The following is a 19,425-nucleotide window of genomic DNA, read 5'->3' as shown; positions in this document are numbered from 1 at the left end:
CCAGCACCAGCACAGCCCATCACGGCATCGTCATGGCGCCGACACGCTGCGTCGATATCGGTCGCCGGCGCTGGTCGGGGGCCTGGCGTGGCGCGCCGGGTCCGGTATCGTGACCGGCGGTCTCCGCCAGCAGGCCGCCGACCGGGGCCCGCGGAGCCGCCGCCGCGCTGTGTGTCACCCGGGGGGCCGGCGGTCGATGGAAGGACGCTTTCGTGCCCAGGACCAGGCTCATCCGGCGGCGCGTCCGCCGGCCGTTGCTCGCCCTGCTCGCCGCGACCGCGCTGCTGCTCGGCGCGGGTCTCGCCCCGGCCGGTCCGGCGGCCGCGGCGCCCAACCCGAGCGCGCCCGACGAGGGCGGCACCAAGCAGCTGCGGGCCGCGCTCGAGGCGGCGGCGAAGGGCCACATCGAGGCCAAGGCGAAGCTGGACAACTCCAAGCGCCGGCAGGCCGCGCTCGCCGTGGAGTACAAGCAGCTCGGGGTACGGCTGGTCGAGCTGACCGGGCAGGTGGGTGAGGTGGCCGCCCGGTCGTACCGGGTGGGTCGGCTGACCCCGGTGTCGATGCTGCTGGCCAGCGCCGACCCGAACGACTTCCTCAAGCGCGCCGCCGAGCTGGACACCATGGCCCAGCGGGACAGCAAGCGGCTGCACGACCTCGCGGTCGCCCGGGACGAGGCGACCCGGGCCAAGGTGGCCATCGACACCGAGGTACGCGAGCAGCAGAAGCAGCTCCTCATCCTGGCGAAGAAGAAGCGGGACGCCGAGGTCGCCCTGGCCAAGGTGAGTTCCGGCGCGGGCTCCGGGTTCAGCGGTGGCTCCTCGTCGGCCAAGCCGGCCCCGCGCAACTCCGACGGTTCCTGGCCGTCGGAGTCCTGCTCGGTGAACGATCCGACGCCGGCCGACGGCTGCATCACGCCGCGTACGCTGCACATGCTCCAGCAGGCCCAGGCGGCCGGCTACAAGCGCTACGTCTCCTGCCACCGCAGCGGCGGCGACGGGGAGCACCCGAAGGGTAGGGCCTGCGACTTCGCCGCCGCCTCGGGCGGCTTCGAGGACGTCTCGGCCACCGGCGGGGACAAGGCGTACGGCGACAGCCTGGCCGCATGGGCCAAGAACAACGCGAGCCGCCTCGGCATCATGTACGTGATCTGGTACCGGCAGATCTGGATGCCGAACACCGGCTGGCGCGCGTACAGCGGGGGCGGCAGCCCGGCCGCCGACCACACAAACCATGTTCATATTTCCATGTACTGACCCCTCGACCCGGAACGCTGCGTAGCATCGCGACGGTGAGCAGCACATCCTCCGACGTCGTGGTGGAGTCCGCGCCTGCCGCGCCGGCCCCGCCCAGGGCCCTGCCCAGCGGGCTCGCCGCGTTCCTGGTCTTCCTCTCCAGCGGGGCGGTGCTGGTCCTGGAGACCGTCTCGCTCCGCCTGGTCGGCCCGTACGTCGGGGTGACCCTCCAGGTGACCAGCTCGGTGATCGGCATGGCGCTGGCCGCCATCGCGTACGGGGCGTGGCTGGGCGGGTGGCTCGCGGACCGGCGGGACCCGCGCACGATGCTCGCCCCGGCCCTGGTGCTGGCCGGCATCGCCACCGCGCTGACCCTGCCCGTGGTCCGGTACGCCGGTGAGATGCTGCGCGGCGGCGCGGCCGGCGGCGTGCTGGTGCTCACCGCCATCGCGGTGCTGGTGCCGGCCGGGCTGCTCGCCGGGATCACCCCGCTGGTGGTCAAGCTCCAGCTCGCCGACCTGCGCCGGACCGGGCAGGTGGTGGGGCGGCTCTCCGGCATCGGCACCCTCGGTGGCATCACCGCCACCCTGGTCACCGGCTTCGTGCTGGTGGCGGCGCTCTCCAGCACGGCGATCGTGCTCGGGCTGGCGGCGGTGCTCGGGGTCACCGGGTTGGCGCTCGGCGCGTACCTGCGCCGGCGGGCGGGTGCCGAGCTGCCCGGTCCCGGCCGGATCCGGGCCGCGCTGGCGGTGCTGGGACTCGCCGGGGCGGGCCTGTCCGCGGTCGCCCCGAACCCGTGCGACGTGGAGACGGCCTACCACTGCGCGCGGGTCGAGGTGGACCCGCAGTGGGACCAGGGGCGTTACCTCTACCTGAACTCGGCCCAGCACTCGTACGTCGACCTGGCCGACCCGACCCACCTGAAGTACGCGTACGTCCAGTGGATCGGGCTGGTCGCCGACCTGGCCGCGCCGAAGGGCCAGCGGCTGGACGCCCTGCACCTGGGCGGGGGCGGCTTCACCGTGCCCCGCTACCTCGCGGCGACCCGGCCCGGCTCCGACAACCTCGTCTTCGAGCTGGACGGCGGGCTGGTCGACCTGGACCGGCGGGAGCTGGGCGTACGGACCGGTCCGCAGCTGCGGGCCCGGGTCGGGGACGCCCGGGTGCTGCTCGACGCGGAGCCCACCGACAGTCGGGACCTGATCGTCGGCGACGCCTTCGGGCACCTGGTGGTGCCCTGGCACCTGGCCACCCGGGAGATGGTCGCCGAGGTCCGGCGGGTGCTGCGGCCCGGCGGGATCTACGTGCAGAACGTCATCGACCTGCCGCCGGACCGGTTCATCCGGTCCGAGCTGGCCACCGTCGCCACCGAGTTCCGGCACGTCGCGGCGATCGCCCCGCCCGGCGCGATCGCCGGGAAGTACGGCGCGAACTTCCTGATCGTCGCCTCCGACACGCCGCTGCCGCTGACCGGGATCCTCGCCGGGCTGCGCGGGCTTCCCGAGGAGGCCGGCCTGCTCTACGGCGACGAGTTCACCCGGTACGTCGGCGACGCGCTGGTGTTGACCGACGACCACGCCCCGGTGGACCAACTGCTCGCCACCGCCTGATCGGATGACTTTTCTGACCGATTCCGACCCAACAGGTGTACGCGGGGCCTCTCCGGGCAACAGGACCCACCATGGGTGGAGCGGTCAGAAGTGGCGCGCAGCTGCTGGGTGAGCGGTACCGGCTGATCGAGCAGCTCGGTGCGGGCGGCATGTCGGTGGTCTGGCGCGGCTACGACGAGGTGCTCGGCCGGCAGGTGGCGGTGAAGGTGCTCGCCTCCCGGCTGGCCAGCGACAAGGCGTTCCGGCACCGGATCCGGGTAGAGGCGCAGGCCGCCGCGCGGCTCTGCCACCCCAACATCACCAACGTGTACGACTACGGCGAGTCCGAGCAGGTCGGGCTGACCGTGCCGTACGTCGTGATGGAGCTGGTCGACGGCGGCCCGCTGAGCAGCCGGCTCGGCCGCGGCGGGCAGCTGCCCTGGCGGGAGGCGGTGACGATAGGCGCGGAGGTGGCCTCCGCGCTGGCCACCGCGCACGCCCGGGGCGTGGTGCACCGGGACGTGACCCCGGGCAACGTCATGCTCACCTCGACCGGGGTGAAGGTCGTCGACTTCGGCATCTCGGCGCTGGTGGGGGAGAGCGAGAAGGGCCCCGACGGGGCGCTGCTCGGCACGCCCGCCTACCTGGCCCCGGAGCGGCTGGACAACGGGCAGGTCTCCCCGGCCACCGACGTGTACGCGGTCGGCCTGCTGCTGTACCGGATGCTCACCGGCCGGCTGCCCTGGGAGGCCAGCACCACCACCCAGATGCTGCGGGCGCACATGTACAACGACCCGGAGCCGATGCCGCCGGTCGTCGGGCTCCCCGAGGGGGTCGAGGAGCTGGTCCGGCGCTGCCTGGCCAAGCGCCCCGAGGACCGGCCGGCGACCGCCGAGGTGGCCCGGACGCTCGCCGAGGCGGCGGGGATCGCGGCCATCGTGCCGGTCTCGCCGGCGCTCGGCCAGTTCGACCCGGCGCTGCTGGAGAACGCGGGCACCACGATCCTCCCCTGGTCCGCGGCGACCGACGCGCTGCCGTTCTCGGCGATCCGGACCCGAACCCGCCGGGCGGCCGCGCGGCGGCGCCGGGTGGAGGCCGGGGTGGCCGCCGTGGGCCTGGTCGCGGTCACCGCGACGATGTGGGGCCTGACCTCGAAGAGCTCGGCCAGCGGAGGGGTCGAGCCGACCGAGGCGCGGATGGGTCTGCCCGAGCCGGCCCCGTGCGCGGTCGACTACGTGCTACGGCGCGACACCGGCAAGGAGTTCGCCGCCGACCTGACCCTGACCAACACCGCGGACCGGGAGCTGCGCTCCTGGACCATGAGCTTCACCTTCCCCGGCAAGCAGACGGTGACCAAGGCCCAGCCGGCGGTCCGCCAGCAGGGGAGCACGGTGCAGGTGCCGGCCCCGGCCGGCGCCCCGGTGCTGGCGCCGGGCAAGTCGACGAAGGTCGCGCTGACCGGCCGCTACACCGGGAGCAACCCGTTGCCGGTGGAGTTCAAGATCGGCGAGAGCGCCTGCGGCGTCCAGGTTTCCGGGGTGGCGGGCTCCACGCCCACCGTGGTCCCGGTCAAGCCGGCGGTCAAGCCGCCGACGAAGACGACCGGCACCGCGCGCAGCGGCTCCGGCGGCGGCACAGTCAGCAAGCCCAGACCCCCGAAGGCCGAGAAGCCCAAGGGCGGGAAGGACGACCACAAGGGAAAAGGGAAGTGAAACAGCCGAAGGGGGGTGAGCACGGCAAGACCAAGACCAAGACCAAGGGCAAGGGCAAGGGCAAGGGCAAGTGACGCGTCAGCTGATCGCGGCGAAGCGCTGCACCTGACCGATGCTGCCCTCGACGATCAGTACGCTGTCCGGGCGCAGCACGGTCTCCGGGCCGGCGTAGCGGAACCGTTCGCCGGGCAGTTTCGCGCCGACCACCATCACGCCGTACCGCTCCGTCGGGGCCAGTTCGCGCAGCGGCCGCCCCACCATCGACGCCGGTACGCGCACCTTGGCGATGGCGAACTCGTCGCCGAACTCGATGAAGTCCAGCATCTTGCTGACGATCAGGTGCGCGACCCGTTCGCCGGTCTCCGCCTCGGGAAAGATCACGTGGTGCGCGCCGACCGAGCTGAGGATCTTGGCGTGCTTCTCCGAGGTGGCCCGGGCCCAGATCTGCGGGACGCCCAGTTCGGTCAGGGCCAGCACGGTGAGCACACTCGCCTCCACCGACGCCCCGATCGCCACCACCACCCGTGGGAAGTCGGCCACCCCGAGCTGGCGGAGCGCGGCCTCCTCGGTGGAGTCCGCCTGGACCACCCGGTCGAGCGCCCCCGACCAGCGCTGCACCCGCTCCGCGTTGCGGTCCAGGGCCAGCACCTCGTGGCCGAGCTGCACCAGCGAACCGGCCAGGTGGTAGCCGAACCGCCCCAGGCCGATCACCACGACCCCGTTCTCGTCCGTGTGCCTAGCCGACAATGGGTTGCTCCTCCGGGTAGCGGTACAAGCGTCGTCGGGTGTTCAACGCGATCGCCGAGCCGAGGGTGAGCGGCCCGATCCGGCCGACGTACATGAGCGCGGTCAGCAGGTACTGGCCGGACTCGGGCAGCGCGGGGGTGAGCCCGACGGAGAGGCCGGTGGTGCTGAAGGCCGAGGTCACCTCGAAGAGCGCGGCGTAGAAGCGCACCCCGTCGGTGAGGACGATGACGGCCACCGTGCCGGCCACCACCACGGCCACGCTGAGCAGCGCCACGGTCAGCGCCTGGCGCTGGCTGGCGGCGGCCACCCGACGTTGCCCGACGGTGGTGTCCGGCTCGCCCCGCAGCTCGGCCCAGATGGCGAAGCCGAGCAGGAAGAAGGTGGAGACCTTGATGCCGCCGGCGGTGCTGGCGCTGCCCCCGCCGATGAACATCAGCACGATCAGCAGCGGATAGCTCTCCGGGGTCAGCTTGTCCACGTTGATCACGTCGAAGCCGCCGGTACGGCTCAGCGCGATCTGGGTGAACGAGGCCAGCACCTTGCCCGCCGGATCGTAGGTGCCGATCGTGTACGGGTTGGTCCACTCGGCGACCAGCAGGTAGCCGAAGCCGAGCCCGATCAGCGCGAGACTGCCCCAGATGGTCAGCTTGGTGGCGACCGCCCAGCGGCCCGGCCGCCGCCGTTCCCGGAACGCCTCGAAGAGCGCGGGGAAGCCGAGGCCGCCGATGATCGCGCCGAGCCCCAGCGGCAGCGCCACCCAGGGGTCCCGGGAGAAGGCGACCAGGCCGTCCGAGTAGAGCGTGAAGCCGCCGTTGTTGAACGCCTGGATGGCGTGGAAGACGGCGTTGCCGAGCGCCCGGGGGAACGGGTAGTCGTAGTCCAGCCAGAGCCGCCCGGTGATCACGGCGGCCATCAGGGCCTCGGTGGCGAAGACCGTGGCGGCGATCCGCACCAGCAGCCAGCGCACGTCGCCGACGCCGTACTCGGCGGTCTCCGCCTGTACCAGCAGCCGGTTGCGCAGGCCGAGCTGGCGGGAGACCGCCAGGATCACCAGCGCCGCGCCGGTCAGGATGCCGAGGCCACCGACCTGGGTCAGCACGGTGATCATCGTCAGCCCGAAGCCGTTCCAGTAGTTCGGGGTGTCGTTGATCGCCATGCCGGTGACCGAGACGGCCGAGGTGGAGGTGAAGAGCGCCGTGACGAACGGGGTGTAGCGCTGCTCGCTGGTGGCCCAGGGCAGCATCAGCAGACCGGTGCCGAGCAGGATCACCGCCAGGAACCCCAACGGCACCAGCCGGACGGGGTGACGGAGTGGTCGGCGCACCAGGTCATCTTCCGTCCGGAGATTCACCGGCAGGTCAGGAACCGACCAACTGCCGGCCAACCCGACCCGGTCTGCTGGGGGCGTACCCATCGACGACAGGAGACGGTGTTGCGACGTACCCTTTCCGCCCTCGGCGTGGCCGGCGCCCTGCTCGCGGCGGCCGTGGTGGTGCCGGCCGTGGCGGCCTCGGCCGACCCGGAGGCCGGCGCCGAGCGCAGGCCCGCGGCGCACCGGCCGATCGTGATCGGCCACCGCGGCGCGAGTGGCTACCGCCCCGAGCACACCCTGGAGTCCTACCGGTTGGCGATCCGGCAGGGCGCCGACTTCATCGAGCCGGACCTGGTCTCGACGAAGGACGGCGTGCTGGTGGCCCGGCACGAGAACGAGATCTCCGGCACCACCGACGTGGCCGCGCACCCGGAGTTCGCCGGTCGCCGGGCCACGAAGACCATCGACGGGGTGGCGGTGACCGGCTGGTTCACCGAGGACTTCACCCTGGCCGAGCTGAAGACGCTGCGGGCCGAGGAGCGGCTGCCCCAGGTGCGGGTGACGAACACCGCGTTCGACGGCAGGTTCGAGATCCCGACCTTCCAGGAGGTGCTGGACCTGGCCCGCGCCGAGTCGGCGGCCCGGGGTCGGAGCATCGGCGTCTACCCGGAGACCAAGCACCCCAGCTACTTCGCCTCGATCGGGCTGGCGCTGGAGGAGCCGCTGGTGGCGGTGCTGCGGGCCAACCGGCTGACGCACCGGGGCGACCCGGTCTTCGTGCAGAGCTTCGAGACGGCCAACCTGCGCAAGCTCGACAAGATGATCGACGTGCGGCTGATCCAGCTGGTGGACGCGACCGGCGCGCCCTACGACTTCGTCGCCGCCGGTGACCGGCGTACCTACGCCGACCTGGCCTCCGCCGCCGGCCTGCGCTGGGTGGCCGGGTACGCCGACGGGGTGGGCCTGAACAAGAACCTGATCGTGCCCCGGGACGCGGCCGGCAAGCTGCGTACGCCGACCTCGGTGATCGCCGACGCGCACCGGGAGAAGCTGCTGGTGCACGCCTGGACGTTCCGCGCGGAGAACCAGTTCCTGCCGGTCGACTTCCGGATCGGCACCGATCCGAACGCCCGGGGTGACATCACGGCCGAGTACGAGCTGTTCCTCGGCCTCGGTCTGGACGGCGTCTTCGCCGACCAGCCGGACACCGCGGTGGCGGCCCGGGCCGGCCGCTGACCGGTCCGGGCCGACGGTGGGTGCGGCTGTCGGCTGCCACGCCGACAGCCGCACCTCCGACGCCGGGCATCGGTAGCTGAAAGATCCTCTCTCTCGGCAAACGACTCACAGGAACGGACAAATGCCCCAATACTGACTCCGCATACCTGCGGACAAGGAGCAGGTCAGGGGTCACGTCGTCCCGGACGGCGTACGGGGGTTTGTGAATGTCCATCTTGTCTAGCCAACGAGCGCGTCGGCGGTTCAGTGCCGCCGCCGCGCTGGCGCTGGTCGCCGGCCTCGCGCCGGCCGTCGTGGCGCCACAGCCGGCCGCGGCGGCCAGTCCGACGACGGCCACGCTGATCGTCAACAAGGGCGGGGACCGTACCGGCGAGCAGACCGTCGGCCCGCTCGCCGGGGCCACCTTCGCCTTCTACGCGGGCACCAGTGGTGCCCCGCCGAGCCCGCTGCCCGCGCCGGACGCGACCTGCACCACGGACGCCACCGGCTCGTGCAGCGTGGACGTGCCCGGCCGGACCGGCACCAACCAGGGTTACTGGATCATCGAGCAGAGCGCGCCGACCGGCTGGCGGATCATCCCCAGCCTGGTCACCGGCAACGGGGGCAGCGCGCCGTTCCAGTCCACGCCGTACAACCAGGTCTTCACCGGCGCGGTGGCCAACAACCAGACGTACACCTTCCCGGTGCCGACCACCGGCAACACCAACCGGACGGCGCGCGGCCCGCAGTGGGCCGACGAGCGGGACAACCCGCCGCTGCCCGGCGCGTGCGGGCTGCACATCGCGCTGGTGATCGACGTGTCCGGCTCGATCAGCTCGTCGCTGCAGACGGTGAAGAACGCGGCGAACGGGTTCGTGGACGCGCTCACCGGCACGCCGTCGGAGATCGCGCTCTACACCTTCGCCACCAACGCCACCGCGGTGCTCAACCCGACCCCGGTCTCCGACCAGGCCGGCGCGGACAGCGTGAAGGCGGCGATCAACAGCCTCACCGCTGGTGGCAACACCAACTGGGACCAGGGCATCTGGCAGGTGGCCGCCGCGCCCTTCGACTACGACGCGGCGATCGTGCTGACCGACGGCAACCCCACGGTGTACGGTCCGCCGCCCGCCCAGGGGCCCGGCGGCTTCACCCGCTTCCAGGAGGTGGAGCAGGGTGTCTTCTCCGCCAACGCGCTCAAGGCCCGGGGCACGAAGATCATCGCGGTGGGCGTCGGCGCGGGCGTCAGCGGCGCCCCGGACAACCTGATCGCCATCTCCGGCCCGGTCGCCAACGACGACTACTACCAGACCGGCTTCGCCGAGCTGGAGGCGCTGTTCCGGCGACTGGCCCTGGAGAACTGCGCCGGCACCATCAGCGTGGTCAAGAAGGTCATCCCACCGGGCGGCACGCCCGCCGACGCGCTACCCGCCGGTGGCTGGACCATCTCGACCACCACCAGCGGCGTCACGCCGCCCAGCGGAGTGACCGACACCTCGACCGGCGCGGTGAACTTCGCCGTCGACCTGGGTGGCGAGACGAGCCGACCGGTCACCCTGGACGAGACCGTCCAGGCCGGGTTCACCCCGGTGCAGCAGGGCGGGCAGAACGCCACCTGCACCGCGAACGGCAACCCGGCCACGGTCACCAACGGCACCGGCACCGCCTTCACCGTCGACGCCCTGGCCAACGGCATCGTCAGCTGCGTGATCCTCAACCAGGCCGCCGACCCGGTGGCCAGCGTCGTGGTGAACAAGACCTGGGTGATCAACGGGCAGACGTTCCAGGACCCGGACCAGGCGCCGGAGTTCCAGGCGGCGCTGCTCCTGCCCGGCATCGACCAGCCCGCCTGGGGCGTGGAGTACCACGACTACCAGGCCGGTCAGACGATCGTGGTCGACGAGCAGATCAACACCACGCTGCTGCCGCCGGGCTGCACCAACACCGCCAGCGGCGACCTGGGTCAGCAGACCCTCGACGCCGGGCTGAACACCTTCCAGATCACCAACACGGTCACCTGCGTCACCCGGCTCCAGCTGGTCAAGGCGGTCGACAACCCGTACGGCGGCACCACGCCGCCGCCCACCGCGTGGACGCTCAACGCGTACCCGCCGGGGTCGCCGACGCCGGTGATCAGCGGGACCACCGGGGTGCAAGACACTGTGACCCCGGACCTCGTGTACTCGCTGGGCGAGAGCAACGTCCCCGGGTTCGCCCAGACGGTCGAGCAGGGCGCGGTGATCGTGCCGCCGGCCACCGGTAGCTGGAACTGCCTGCTGGCCCAGCCGGACGGGCCCCCCAAGGGCCCCGGGCCCACCGGCGCCGACGGCACGGTGGCCGTCCAGATCGGCCAGACCGCGATCTGCACCGCCACCAACGTCGCCCAGGCGGCGAAGCTGACCCTGGTCAAGCAGGTGGAGAACCCGTACGGCGGCACCGCCACCCCGCAGGACTGGGTGCTGTCGGCCACGCCGCGCTCGCAGGTGCAGATCCCGACCATCACCGGGCGCAGCGGGGAGCCCGCCGTCACCGGCGCGCAGCTCTACCCGAACACGCCGTACGACCTCGCCGAGAGCGGTGGCCCGCAGGGCTACGAGCAGGTGGGGGCGGTCCGGTGCGTGCTGACCGGCACCGAGACGGTGGTGCCGACCCCGGACAACGTGCTGACCGCGTCGTTCGCGCAGGACATCACCTGCACCTTCACCAACCGGCAGCTCCAGCCGCCGCCCGGTACCGCCAAGCTCACCCTGGTCAAGCAGGTGGAGAACAAGTTCGGCGGCACCGCGAAGCCGACGGACTGGCTGCTCAGCGCGACCCCGCCGCCGGGCTCCAGCGCGGCCGTGATCAGCGGCCGGAGCGGCGAGGCCGCGGTCACCGACGCGGCGGCGGTGGCCGGGGTGGGCTACACCCTCGCGGAGAGTGGTGGCCCCGCCGGGTACGAGCAGATCGGCGAGGTGCGCTGCGTCTACAACGACACCGGTGACGTGGTCCCGACGCCGGGCAACGTGCTCACCCCGGTGGCCGACCGCAGCTACACCTGCACCTGGCGCAACGGCCAGCTCGACCCGGGTGGGGCGTACCTGACCCTGGTCAAGAAGCTGGTGGACGGCGGTAAGGACGGCTGGGGCGGCGGCGACGGTGGCTGGGGCGGCAGTGACGGCGGCGGCTCCGGTGACTGGGGCGGCGGCGGAGGTCAGGCCAAGCCCACCGACTGGCTGCTCACCGCGGCCCCGGTCAACGGCGCGACCCCGATCAGCGGCCGCACCGGCAGCCCGGCGGTCACCGACGTCCGGGTCCAGGTCGGCGTGGGTTACCGGCTCAGCGAGTCCGGCGGCCCGCAGGGCTACGAGCAGGTCGGCCCGCCCAGCTGCGTGCTGACCGGCAGCGAGCAGTCGGTGCCGGTGGTGAACGGGGTGGTCACCCCGCAGCGGGGCCAGGACATCACCTGCACCTTCACCAACCGGGCGGCGAAGAAGCCCGGCCCGCCGCCGCACCCGCCGTGGCACCACGGCAAGCTGCCGGTCACCGGTCTCAAGCTGACCGGGATCGTCGGTGGCGGTCTGCTGGCGGTGGCCGCCGGTGCGGTGCTGCTGCTGGTCACCTGGCGACGGAGGAGGTCACTGACCCTCTGACGGCTCGATGAGCGGCCCGGTGGGACCGGGTCGGCGCGGCGCGGCACGCCACGTCGACCCGCCCCGCCGGGCCGTCGTCGTACCCGGTTGCGGTCCCGATCAGCTCGAATGGGAGTGCGGGGCTACTGCTCCCGGTCGGCCACGTAGGTGCCGCGTCCAGGCTGACCGGTGATCAGTTCGCGGTCGTGCAGCAGGGACAGGGCTCGCGAGGCGGTGTTCATGTGGACGCCGTAGGCCTCGGCCAGTTCGCGGGTCGAGGGCAGCTTGTCGCCGGGCCGGAGCTCACCGCTCCTGATCTTCGCGGTGAGCTCGTTGGCGATCTGACGGTATGGGGCTTCGGCTGTGGGCATGGTGAGGGCTCCGGTTGGTTCGGCTCCCCGATCATGCCGGCCCTACACCAGTAACTGCAACAAGCTGTCGCGACGCGATCGCCTGGGGTCGACCTACACAAGCATTTTGTGTAGCCTGTCTCCGTCCGGCTCCGGTTGGTTCGGCAAACTGACGGAGTGCGGACCTCAGTGGGCTCCGGGGCCGTACCGCCGAGCAGGGCTGCGGTCGCGGGGCCGGCGGCCCGGCCGCGCCCCCTCTCCGCGGGCGGGCCGCCTTCCGACTCTCACCAGGAGGCGACCCGTGCGCAACGTGCTCGACCTGTTCCGCCGACCCGGGCGGACCGCCCCGACGAGACCGCCGAACAGCGGGTGGTACCGCTCGGAAGCCTGCCGACCGCTCAGCGTGGGGCAGGTACGGGGGCGGCACTTCCGCACCGTGCGACGGGGCCTCGATCCGGCCGAGGTGCACGCCTTCCTGCACCGGGTGGCCGGTGACCTCGCCCTGGCCCGGCGGGAGCTGGCGTACGCCACGGAGGAGAACATCCGGATCAAGCGGGCGTTGAAGAGCTGGCAGTCCCGCTTCGCGCCGGGGGCGCGGCGGTGAGCCGCGAACGCTTCGTGGTGCACCTGCCGGTGCTCGCCGCCGATCTCGACGGGGCCCGGCGCTTCGCCCGGGTCGTCTGCCGGGCGCTCGGTCTCCTCGACGACGTGGACCGGGCAGGTACCACCGTTTCGGCCGAGGACGCGCAGTGCGTACGCCACTGGGTCTGGTGCGACCGGTTGCTCGACGGCGGCCGGCGCTGCCCGCTCCCCGCCGACCACCCGGGCGGCTGCGGCCCACACTCCGGTGGTTGAGAAGGGGCCCTTGCCATACCGCAGGCGTCGACAAGGGGCCCTTCCTCGCCTCTCGGGTGCGGCACAGGCCATGACAACGCGGTTACTTGTGTGTTTCGGCCACATAGCCCGTGGGTGACGTCACTTCTAGCGTGAGCCGACAACTGACGTATCCCCCTGTCCTCTGGAGTCGCCATGACGATCCGGCACACGCGACGGGCGTTCCTTTCCGCCGCCACGATGATGGCGGCCGCGCTCGCCGCCACCGCCTGCGGCAGCCCGCAGGACACCGCCTCCGGCGGCGGCGACGCCGCACCGGTCAAGGTCGGCCTGGTCTATTCCCAGTCCGGGCCGCTGGCCAGCTACGGCAAGCAGTACATCGAGGGCTTCAAGGCCGGCCTCGACTACGCCACCAAGGGCACCGGCAAGGTGGGCGACCGCACGATCGAGCTGACCGAGGTCGACGACGCGGGCGACCCGGCCAAGGCGGTCTCCGCCGCCAAGGACCTGATCGGCAAGGGTACGAAGATCATCGCCGGGTCCACCTCCTCGGGCGTGGCCCTCCAGGTGGCCCCGATCGCCGCCCAGAACAAGGTCCTCTTCATCTCCGGGCCGGCCGCCACCGACGCGGTCACCGGGGCGAACAAGTACACCTTCCGCTCCGGCCGGCAGTCGTACCAGGACGTGGTGACCGCGAAGTCCTTCATCGGCGACGCCAAGGGCAAGAAGGTGGTCGTCTTCGCCCAGGACGGCGCGTTCGGCGACGCCAACGAGGCCGCCGTGAAGAACGTGATCGGCACCGCCGGCGCGACCGTGAGCAGCGTCCGGGCCCCGGCCAGCGCGACCGAGTTCACCCCGTTCGCCAGCCAGATCAAGGCCGCCAAGCCCGACCTGCTCTTCGTCGCCTGGGCCGGCACCACCGGCCCGGCCATGTGGCAGACCCTCGACCAGCAGGGCGTGCTCTCCTCCACCACGGTCGTCACCGGCCTGGACATCCGCGCCACCTGGCCGACCTTCGGCGCGGCCGGCAGCAAGATCTCGTTCCTGTCGCACTACTTCGACGGGGCCAGCGACACCGAGGCCGCCAAGGCCGCCAAGGCGAAGATCCCGGGCGGCACCCTCGACCTGTTCCACCCGGACGGCTTCGCCGCCGCCCAGATGGTGGTGCGCGCCGCGCAGGAGGGCGGCGACGACGTGGACAAGATGGTCAAGGCGCTGGAGGGCTGGGAGTTCGAGGGGATCAAGGGCACCATGAAGATCCGCGCCGAGGACCACGCGCTGCTCCAGCCGATGTACCAGGCGAAGCTCTCCGGCAGCGGCAGCACGTACACGGCCGCCGCGCAGAAGACCCTGACCGCTGACGAGACCGCGCCGCCGGTCACCCAGATGAAGGGCTGAACCGTGCTCGCCACCCGCGGTCTGACCTGGCGGATCGGTGAGGTCGCCATCGTCGACTCCGTCTACCTCGACCTGGCGCCCGGGGAGTTCCTCGGCGTGATCGGGCCCAACGGCGCCGGCAAGACCTCGCTGTTCAACCTGATCACCGGCCTGCGTCGGCCCACCGACGGGCGGATCCTGCTGGACGGCCGGGACGTCACCGCCCTGCCCCCGCACCAGCGGGCCCGCCTCGGCCTGGGCCGCACCTTCCAGGCGTCCTCGGTCTTCGGCTCGTTGACGGTGCGGGAGAACGTCCGGCTGGCCGTACAGGCGCACCGGGGTGGCTCGATGAAGCTGTGGCGGCGGGCGGCGGCCGACCGGGAGGTGGCCGCCGCCGCCGACGCGGCGCTCGACCGGGTCGGGCTGCACCACCGGGGTACGGCACTCGCCGGCACCCTGGCCCACGGCGAGAAGCGGAAGCTGGAGATCGCCCTGCTGCTCGCCGGTGAGCCCCGGGTGATGCTGCTCGACGAGCCGATGGCCGGGGTGAGCGCCGAGGACGTGCCCGAGCTGGTCAGCGTGATCAAGTCGTTGACCGGCGACAGCGGCCGGTCGGTGCTGATGGTGGAGCACCACATGGACGTGATCCTGGAACTGGCCGACCGGATCGCCGTGATGCACCACGGCGCGCTGCTGGCCTGCGACACCCCGGACACGGTGATGGCCAACGCCACCGTCCAGGAGGCGTACCTGGGGGAGTCCCTCTGATGAGCGAACCTGTCCTCAGCGTCGAGAACCTGTCGGTGCGGATCGCCGGGCTGCACATCCTGCAGGGGGTGTCGTTCGAGGTCGCGCCGACCGGGGTGACCGTGCTGCTCGGGCGCAACGGGGTCGGCAAGACCACCACGCTGCGCGCGATCGTCGGCCTCACGCCCCGCAACGGCGAGGTGCGCGGCACCGTGCGGATGGGTGCGCAGAGCCTGCTGGCCCGCCCCACCCACCGGCTGGTCCGCGGCGGGCTCGGCTACGTGCCGGAGGACCGCTGCGTGTTCGCCGGGCTCACCGTGGCGGAGAACCTGCGGCTCGCCGAACGGCGGGGCGGCACGCCGGCGTACGACAAGGTCTTCGCGCTCTTCCCGGAGCTGGACCGGCGCGGACGGCAACGGGCCGGCTCGCTCTCCGGCGGGCAGCAGCAGATGCTCGCGATCGGCCGGGTGCTGCTCAACGACAACCGGCTGCTGCTGGTGGACGAGCCGACCAAGGGGTTGGCGCCGAAGGTGGTGACCGAGGTGGCCGAGGTGCTGGAACGGGTGGCCGAGTCCGTGCCGGTGCTGCTGGTCGAGCAGAACCTGGCCGTGGTGCGGCGGCTGGCCCGGGACGCGGTGGTGCTCTCCGCCGGCCGGGTGGCCTGGACCGGCGACGCGCAGGACCTGCTGCTGGAGACCGCGCTGACCAAGTCGCTGCTGGGCGTCGGGTCGGAGGTGCCGGTGAGCGCGAGGAGTGAGCCGGTTCCGCGAGCCCCGCAGTCGCGAACGAAGGGTGGCTCGGCGTGAGCACGGTGATCCTGTTGACGCTGACCGGGCTGGGCCTGGCGGCGCTCTACTTCCTGGTCGCGTCCGGCCTCTCCCTGGTCTTCGGCCTGGCCGACGTGCTCAACTTCGCGCACGGGCTCTTCCTCGGCGTCGGGGCGTACGCCACCTGGTGGGCCTCGGGCAACCTGCCCGGCGCGGGGCCCGACGGGCCCGGGTTCGTGCTGGCCGTCGCGTTCGGGGTGCTCGCCGGGGCGCTGGTCGCGGTGCTGGTGGAGCTGGTGCTGATCCGCCCGCTCTACTCCCGCACCATCGAGCAGGTGCTGGTCACCGTCGGCCTGTCGCTGGCCGGGGTGGCGCTGCTCCAGGCCACCTGGGGTGCCGACGCGCGGCCCTTCCCCCGGCCGGCGTGGACCCGCCAGGTGACCACGATCCTCGGCGCGAACGTGCCCAATGCCGGGCTGCTGCTGGTCGTGGCGGCGGTGCTGGTGCTGGTCGGGCTGCTCGCCTTCCTCCGGTTCACCCGCTATGGCCTGGTGATCCGGGCCGGGGTGGAGAACCGGGAGATGGTGACCGCGCTCGGCATCGACGTGCGCAAGGCGTTCACCCTGGTCTTCGCCATCGGCGGGGCGGCCGCCGCGCTGGCCGGCGCGCTCGGTGGCGTCTACTTCGGCACCGTCTCGCCCGGGCAGGGCGGCTCACTGCTGATCTTCGCGTTCATCGTGGTGGTGATCGGCGGGATGGGCTCGGTGGTCGGGTCCGCGTACGCGGCGGTCGCGGTGGGGCTGCTGCAACAGTTCGTCAACTACTACGGCACCTCCGGCCTGGGCGACATCTGCGTGGTCGGGCTGCTCGCGGTGGTGCTGCTGCTGCGTCCGCAGGGCCTGGCCGGAAAGGTGGCTCACGCATGACCGACTCGATGGTCGACGCGCCCCCGGCGCGGGTCCCCGACGAACTCGCGCCCCGGCCCGCCCGGTGGTCCGGGCTGCGCCCCTACCTGCCTGTGGTCGCGCTGGTGGTGGCGGCGATCGTGCCGTACTCGACGGTCGACCTGCCGGGCGTCTTCGACGGGCCGCTGAACTCCCCGGGCACCCTGCAACTGCTCGCCATCTGCCTGGTCTTCGGCGGGCTGGCGGCCGGCTACGACCTGCTCTTCGGCCGCACCGGGATGCTCTCCTTCGGGCACGCCCTCTACTTCGCCGCCGGCGTGTACGGCACCGACGTGCTGGTCACCAAGGGCGGGCTGGCGCTGTGGCAGGCGGCCCTGCTCACCGTCGCCGGCGGCACGATCCTGGCCGGTCTGCTCGGCGCGGTGGCGCTGCGTACGGTGGGCATCGCCTTCGCCATGGTGACGCTCGCCTTCGCCCAGGTCGGGGCGATCCTGGTGGCCCGGAACTTCGGTGGGCTCACCGGCGGCGAGGAGGGGCTGCCGCTGGACGTGTCCGGGCTGCCGCCGGCCCTGGTGGGCGTCGCGAACACGGTGAACCTGTACTGGCTGGCGCTGGCGTACCTGGCGCTGGTGGTCTTCGTGGTGCACCGGGTGAGCGGCTCGCCGACCGGGCGGGTGCTGGCCGGGCTGCGCGACGACGAGCGGCGGATCGGGGTGCTGGGGCTGGACCCGTACCGGTTCAAGCTGGTCGCGTTCACCCTGGCCGGCGGCCTGGCGAGCGCCGGCGGGGTGGTCTACTGCCTGATCGTGGGCGGGGCGAGCCCGCACGTGACGAGCAGCGAGCTGACCCTGTCGCTGCTGGTCATGGTGGTGCTGGGTGGTCCGGGTACCCGCTGGGGCCCGGTGCTCGGCGGCATCCTCTACATGTACCTGGACCACCGGCTCACCGCCTTCGGCACCAGCGACGCGGTGAACGGCCTCCCGGCGTTCCTCAGCCACCCCCTGAGCCAGCCGCTGTTCGTTCTGGGCACGGTCTTCATCCTGGCCGTCTACTTCTTCCCCGGCGGCCTGGCCAGCCTCCGCACCCGCCTGGCACCCCTCCTGCGCTCCCTCCCCCACCGCCCCCGTCCCCGCCCCTGACCTGCCCCCGCCGGGTCGATCATGAAGTTAGCGGCACGACACGCCGAGGTACGGGCGGCTAACCTCATGATCGACGGACTCTCGGCAGGACGGAGGAGTCATGGGGGACGGCAGGGTGGCCGTGGTCAGTGGCGGCGGGACGGGGATCGGGGCGGCTGTCGCTCGGGGACTCGTGCTGGACGGGTTCGACGTGCTGGTCGTGGGGCGGCGGGGGGAGGTGCTGGCGGAGACCGCCACGCGGATCTCGGCGGAGTGCGGGCGGGCGGGGGCGGTGCGCCCGGTGACCGCCGACCTGACGGAGCCGGGTCAGCTCGCCACGGTCGTCGAGGCGGTCGGGGAGCGGACCGTGGACGTCGTCGTCAACAACGCCGGCGGGTACCTCGGCGGTGCCACCGACACGCTGGCCGACGTGGCCGGGTGGTGGCGGGCGAACCTGGACGCGAACGTGCTCACCGCCGTGCTGCTCACCGAGGCGCTGCGGCCCGCCCTGCGCCGCCCCGGCGGGCGGGTGCTCCTGATCAGCTCGATCGCCGCCCAGCGGGGCGGGGGCGGGCCTTACTCGGCGGCCAAGGCGGCGCTGCACGGCTGGGCGTACGACCTGGCCGGCGCGCTCGGCCCGGAGGGGATCACGGTCAACGTGGTCAGCCCCGGGTACGTCGCCGAGACCGAGTTCTTCGGTGACCGGATGACGCCGGAGGGGCACGCCAAGCGGGTCGACGCCACGCTGGTCGGCCGGGCCGGCGTACCCGACGACATCGCGGCGGCGGTGCGCTACCTGGCCGGCCCGGACGCCGGCTACGTCACCGGTCAGGTCCTCGGCGTCAACGGCGGCTCGGTGCTCGGCCGCTGACCCGGGACGCCCCGCAGAAGCGGGACGGGGCGGGGACGCGACCCCCCGTGTGGTCGCGTTCCCGCCCCGTCCCGCCGCCCGGTTCAGCTGTTCAACAGCTCGTACGCCTCCTCTGGCGCCGGCTGCGCCTCGCTGCCGCTGGGCGCGGCCACCTTCGGCGCCTTGCCGAAGTCGAAGTACTTCACGACGTACCGTCCGGCCTTCTTCTTGCCGGCCGCGGGCAGCTCGACGGTCAGCGAGGCGAGGTTGCCGTCCGCGCCGACCACCGCGGTGAAGGGCACCTTCTTCGCGGCGGCGCCGAGGGCCGCCACGTCCACCGAACTGATCGCGTCGGCCACCTCGGTGCCCCGGGTCAGGTCGGCGAAGCCGGTGTACGTCCCGTCGCCCTTGTCGGTCACCGTGTCGGCGGTGCCGATGATGACGGCGGCGTTGCCCGGGTCGGTGCCCTCGTAGACCGGCGGGTCTTCCTTGATCTTCGACTTGTCCAGCGCCATCCAGCGGGTGGGGATCTTCATCATCTGCTGCAACCCGTCGATGCCGGACACCCGCACCCGCATCCAGCTGCGTTCCTCGATCATCCGGAACGACAGCTTCATGGACACCGAGGTGTCCTCCTCGAACTTCTGCGCGTAGCTGAGCTCCATCGCCTTGCCGGCCGGGTCGACCATGCCGGTGATCTTGTCGGTGCCGTCCACGCCGGAGAACCGGAAGGCCGGGTCCTGCTCGTTCGGCACCGCGGCCAGCAGCACGGCCTTCGGGTCGGCGGCCGCCGAGGAAGCGGCCGCAGGGGCGGCGGGGGCGGCGGGGGCCGGGTCGGAACCGCCGTCGGTCCCGCGCGTCCCCCCGCAGCCCGCCAGGAAGGTGGTGGCGGCCAGCACGGCGGTCGCGGTCGTCGCGACCCGCCGGATCGTCCCGGCGGCGCCGGTTCGCTGCATCATCAGGTGACTCACTCTCGGTACTGGGGTGTTGCCACCGCAGAGCCTGACGGCGCGGACCGCCGGATCACTGCCGCTATGCTGCCGTCCGACTGCCGTGCGC

The 19,425-nt window shown here is 72.5% G+C and carries 17 protein-coding genes; 13 read left to right on the top strand and 4 right to left on the bottom strand.

The window, feature by feature from the left end:
• Window positions 1-212 precede the first annotated feature (212 nt).
• From GA0070611_RS19585 to GA0070611_RS19575, 3 genes are all read left to right on the top strand, one after another.
• A complete protein-coding gene (locus tag GA0070611_RS19585; protein WP_091666396.1) occupies window positions 213-1,253 on the top strand; it encodes a coiled-coil domain-containing protein in 1,041 nt (346 codons plus the stop codon).
• A 35-nt stretch (window positions 1,254-1,288) separates the two neighbouring features.
• Window positions 1,289-2,842 carry a fused MFS/spermidine synthase gene (locus GA0070611_RS19580; protein WP_091666394.1) on the top strand — a complete coding sequence of 518 codons (1,554 nt, stop codon included), beginning with the start codon at window positions 1,289-1,291 and terminating at the stop codon, window positions 2,840-2,842.
• Between the two features lie 71 nt (window positions 2,843-2,913).
• Window positions 2,914-4,533, top strand: a complete 1,620-nt coding sequence (locus GA0070611_RS19575) for a serine/threonine-protein kinase (protein WP_091666392.1) — start codon at window positions 2,914-2,916, stop codon at window positions 4,531-4,533.
• A gap of 78 nt (window positions 4,534-4,611) precedes the next feature.
• Here GA0070611_RS19575 and GA0070611_RS19570 read toward each other — a convergent pair whose 3' ends face one another.
• Both GA0070611_RS19570 and GA0070611_RS19565 read right to left on the bottom strand, forming a co-directional pair.
• Window positions 4,612-5,244, bottom strand: a complete 633-nt coding sequence (locus GA0070611_RS19570) for a potassium channel family protein (protein ID WP_407940445.1) — start codon at window positions 5,242-5,244, stop codon at window positions 4,612-4,614.
• Window positions 5,245-5,269: 25 nt separating this feature from the next.
• On the bottom strand, window positions 5,270-6,604 hold the full coding sequence (locus GA0070611_RS19565; RefSeq protein ID WP_091666386.1) for a TrkH family potassium uptake protein: 1,335 nt from the start codon (window positions 6,602-6,604) through the stop codon (window positions 5,270-5,272).
• Between the two features lie 108 nt (window positions 6,605-6,712).
• Here GA0070611_RS19565 and GA0070611_RS19560 point away from each other — a divergent pair, with 108 nt between their 5' ends.
• Window positions 6,713-7,828 (top strand): glycerophosphodiester phosphodiesterase, encoded by a 1,116-nt coding sequence (locus tag GA0070611_RS19560; RefSeq protein WP_091673145.1) that lies wholly within the window; start codon window positions 6,713-6,715, stop codon window positions 7,826-7,828.
• Window positions 7,829-8,034: 206 nt separating this feature from the next.
• Complete coding sequence (locus GA0070611_RS19555) at window positions 8,035-11,439, top strand: VWA domain-containing protein (protein ID WP_091666383.1); 3,405 nt, start codon at window positions 8,035-8,037, stop codon at window positions 11,437-11,439.
• 122 nt (window positions 11,440-11,561) lie between these two features.
• Here GA0070611_RS19555 and GA0070611_RS19550 read toward each other — a convergent pair whose 3' ends face one another.
• A complete protein-coding gene (locus GA0070611_RS19550) occupies window positions 11,562-11,789 on the bottom strand; it encodes a GntR family transcriptional regulator (RefSeq protein WP_091666381.1) in 228 nt (75 codons plus the stop codon).
• Between the two features lie 280 nt (window positions 11,790-12,069).
• Here GA0070611_RS19550 and GA0070611_RS31955 point away from each other — a divergent pair, with 280 nt between their 5' ends.
• The 8 genes from GA0070611_RS31955 to GA0070611_RS19510 all read left to right on the top strand — a co-directional run bounded on the left by GA0070611_RS31955 (window position 12,070) and on the right by GA0070611_RS19510 (window position 18,387).
• On the top strand, window positions 12,070-12,372 hold the full coding sequence (locus GA0070611_RS31955) for a DivIVA domain-containing protein (RefSeq protein ID WP_091666379.1): 303 nt from the start codon (window positions 12,070-12,072) through the stop codon (window positions 12,370-12,372).
• A complete protein-coding gene (locus tag GA0070611_RS19540) occupies window positions 12,369-12,623 on the top strand; it encodes a hypothetical protein (RefSeq protein WP_091666377.1) in 255 nt (84 codons plus the stop codon). The genes GA0070611_RS31955 and GA0070611_RS19540 overlap by 4 nt, the downstream gene beginning before the upstream one ends.
• Before the next feature lie 174 nt (window positions 12,624-12,797).
• Window positions 12,798-14,000: a substrate-binding domain-containing protein gene (locus tag GA0070611_RS19535; RefSeq protein WP_091666375.1), complete on the top strand. Its 1,203-nt coding sequence runs from the start codon at window positions 12,798-12,800 to the stop codon at window positions 13,998-14,000.
• A gap of 3 nt (window positions 14,001-14,003) precedes the next feature.
• Entirely contained in the window at window positions 14,004-14,747 is a 744-nt protein-coding gene (locus tag GA0070611_RS19530) for an ABC transporter ATP-binding protein (protein ID WP_091666372.1), read from the top strand.
• A complete protein-coding gene (locus tag GA0070611_RS19525) occupies window positions 14,747-15,532 on the top strand; it encodes an ABC transporter ATP-binding protein (RefSeq protein ID WP_091666370.1) in 786 nt (261 codons plus the stop codon). The genes GA0070611_RS19530 and GA0070611_RS19525 overlap by 1 nt, the downstream gene beginning before the upstream one ends.
• Window positions 15,529-16,419, top strand: a complete 891-nt coding sequence (locus GA0070611_RS19520; RefSeq protein ID WP_091666368.1) for a branched-chain amino acid ABC transporter permease — start codon at window positions 15,529-15,531, stop codon at window positions 16,417-16,419. Before GA0070611_RS19525 ends, GA0070611_RS19520 begins: the two co-directional genes overlap by 4 nt.
• Window positions 16,416-17,537: a branched-chain amino acid ABC transporter permease gene (locus GA0070611_RS19515; protein WP_091666366.1), complete on the top strand. Its 1,122-nt coding sequence runs from the start codon at window positions 16,416-16,418 to the stop codon at window positions 17,535-17,537. The genes GA0070611_RS19520 and GA0070611_RS19515 overlap by 4 nt, the downstream gene beginning before the upstream one ends.
• 100 nt (window positions 17,538-17,637) lie before the next feature.
• Window positions 17,638-18,387 carry an SDR family NAD(P)-dependent oxidoreductase gene (locus GA0070611_RS19510; RefSeq protein ID WP_091666363.1) on the top strand — a complete coding sequence of 250 codons (750 nt, stop codon included), beginning with the start codon at window positions 17,638-17,640 and terminating at the stop codon, window positions 18,385-18,387.
• An 83-nt stretch (window positions 18,388-18,470) separates the two neighbouring features.
• On the opposite strand, the gene GA0070611_RS19505 is transcribed toward GA0070611_RS19510, so the two are convergent.
• Window positions 18,471-19,325 (bottom strand): hypothetical protein, encoded by an 855-nt coding sequence (locus GA0070611_RS19505; protein WP_091666361.1) that lies wholly within the window; start codon window positions 19,323-19,325, stop codon window positions 18,471-18,473.
• Window positions 19,326-19,425 lie beyond the last annotated feature (100 nt).

The sequence above is a fragment of the Micromonospora auratinigra genome, assembly GCF_900089595.1.
GTDB lineage: Bacteria > Actinomycetota > Actinomycetes > Mycobacteriales > Micromonosporaceae > Micromonospora > Micromonospora auratinigra.
The sequence above is the reverse complement of the archived record's forward strand: the minus strand, read 5'-3'. Positions and strand labels throughout refer to the sequence as shown.

Coding starts and splice junctions, on each gene's coding strand:
- GA0070611_RS19535 (WP_091666375.1), top strand. CDS start 12,798: ATGACGATCCGGCACACGCGACGGGCGTTCCTTTCCGCCGCCACGATG.
- GA0070611_RS19575 (WP_091666392.1), top strand. CDS start 2,914: ATGGGTGGAGCGGTCAGAAGTGGCGCGCAGCTGCTGGGTGAGCGGTAC.
- GA0070611_RS19555 (WP_091666383.1), top strand. CDS start 8,035: ATGTCCATCTTGTCTAGCCAACGAGCGCGTCGGCGGTTCAGTGCCGCC.
- GA0070611_RS19550 (WP_091666381.1), bottom strand. CDS start 11,789: ATGCCCACAGCCGAAGCCCCATACCGTCAGATCGCCAACGAGCTCACC.
- GA0070611_RS19505 (WP_091666361.1), bottom strand. CDS start 19,325: ATGATGCAGCGAACCGGCGCCGCCGGGACGATCCGGCGGGTCGCGACG.
- GA0070611_RS19510 (WP_091666363.1), top strand. CDS start 17,638: ATGGGGGACGGCAGGGTGGCCGTGGTCAGTGGCGGCGGGACGGGGATC.
- GA0070611_RS19515 (WP_091666366.1), top strand. CDS start 16,416: ATGACCGACTCGATGGTCGACGCGCCCCCGGCGCGGGTCCCCGACGAA.
- GA0070611_RS19525 (WP_091666370.1), top strand. CDS start 14,747: ATGAGCGAACCTGTCCTCAGCGTCGAGAACCTGTCGGTGCGGATCGCC.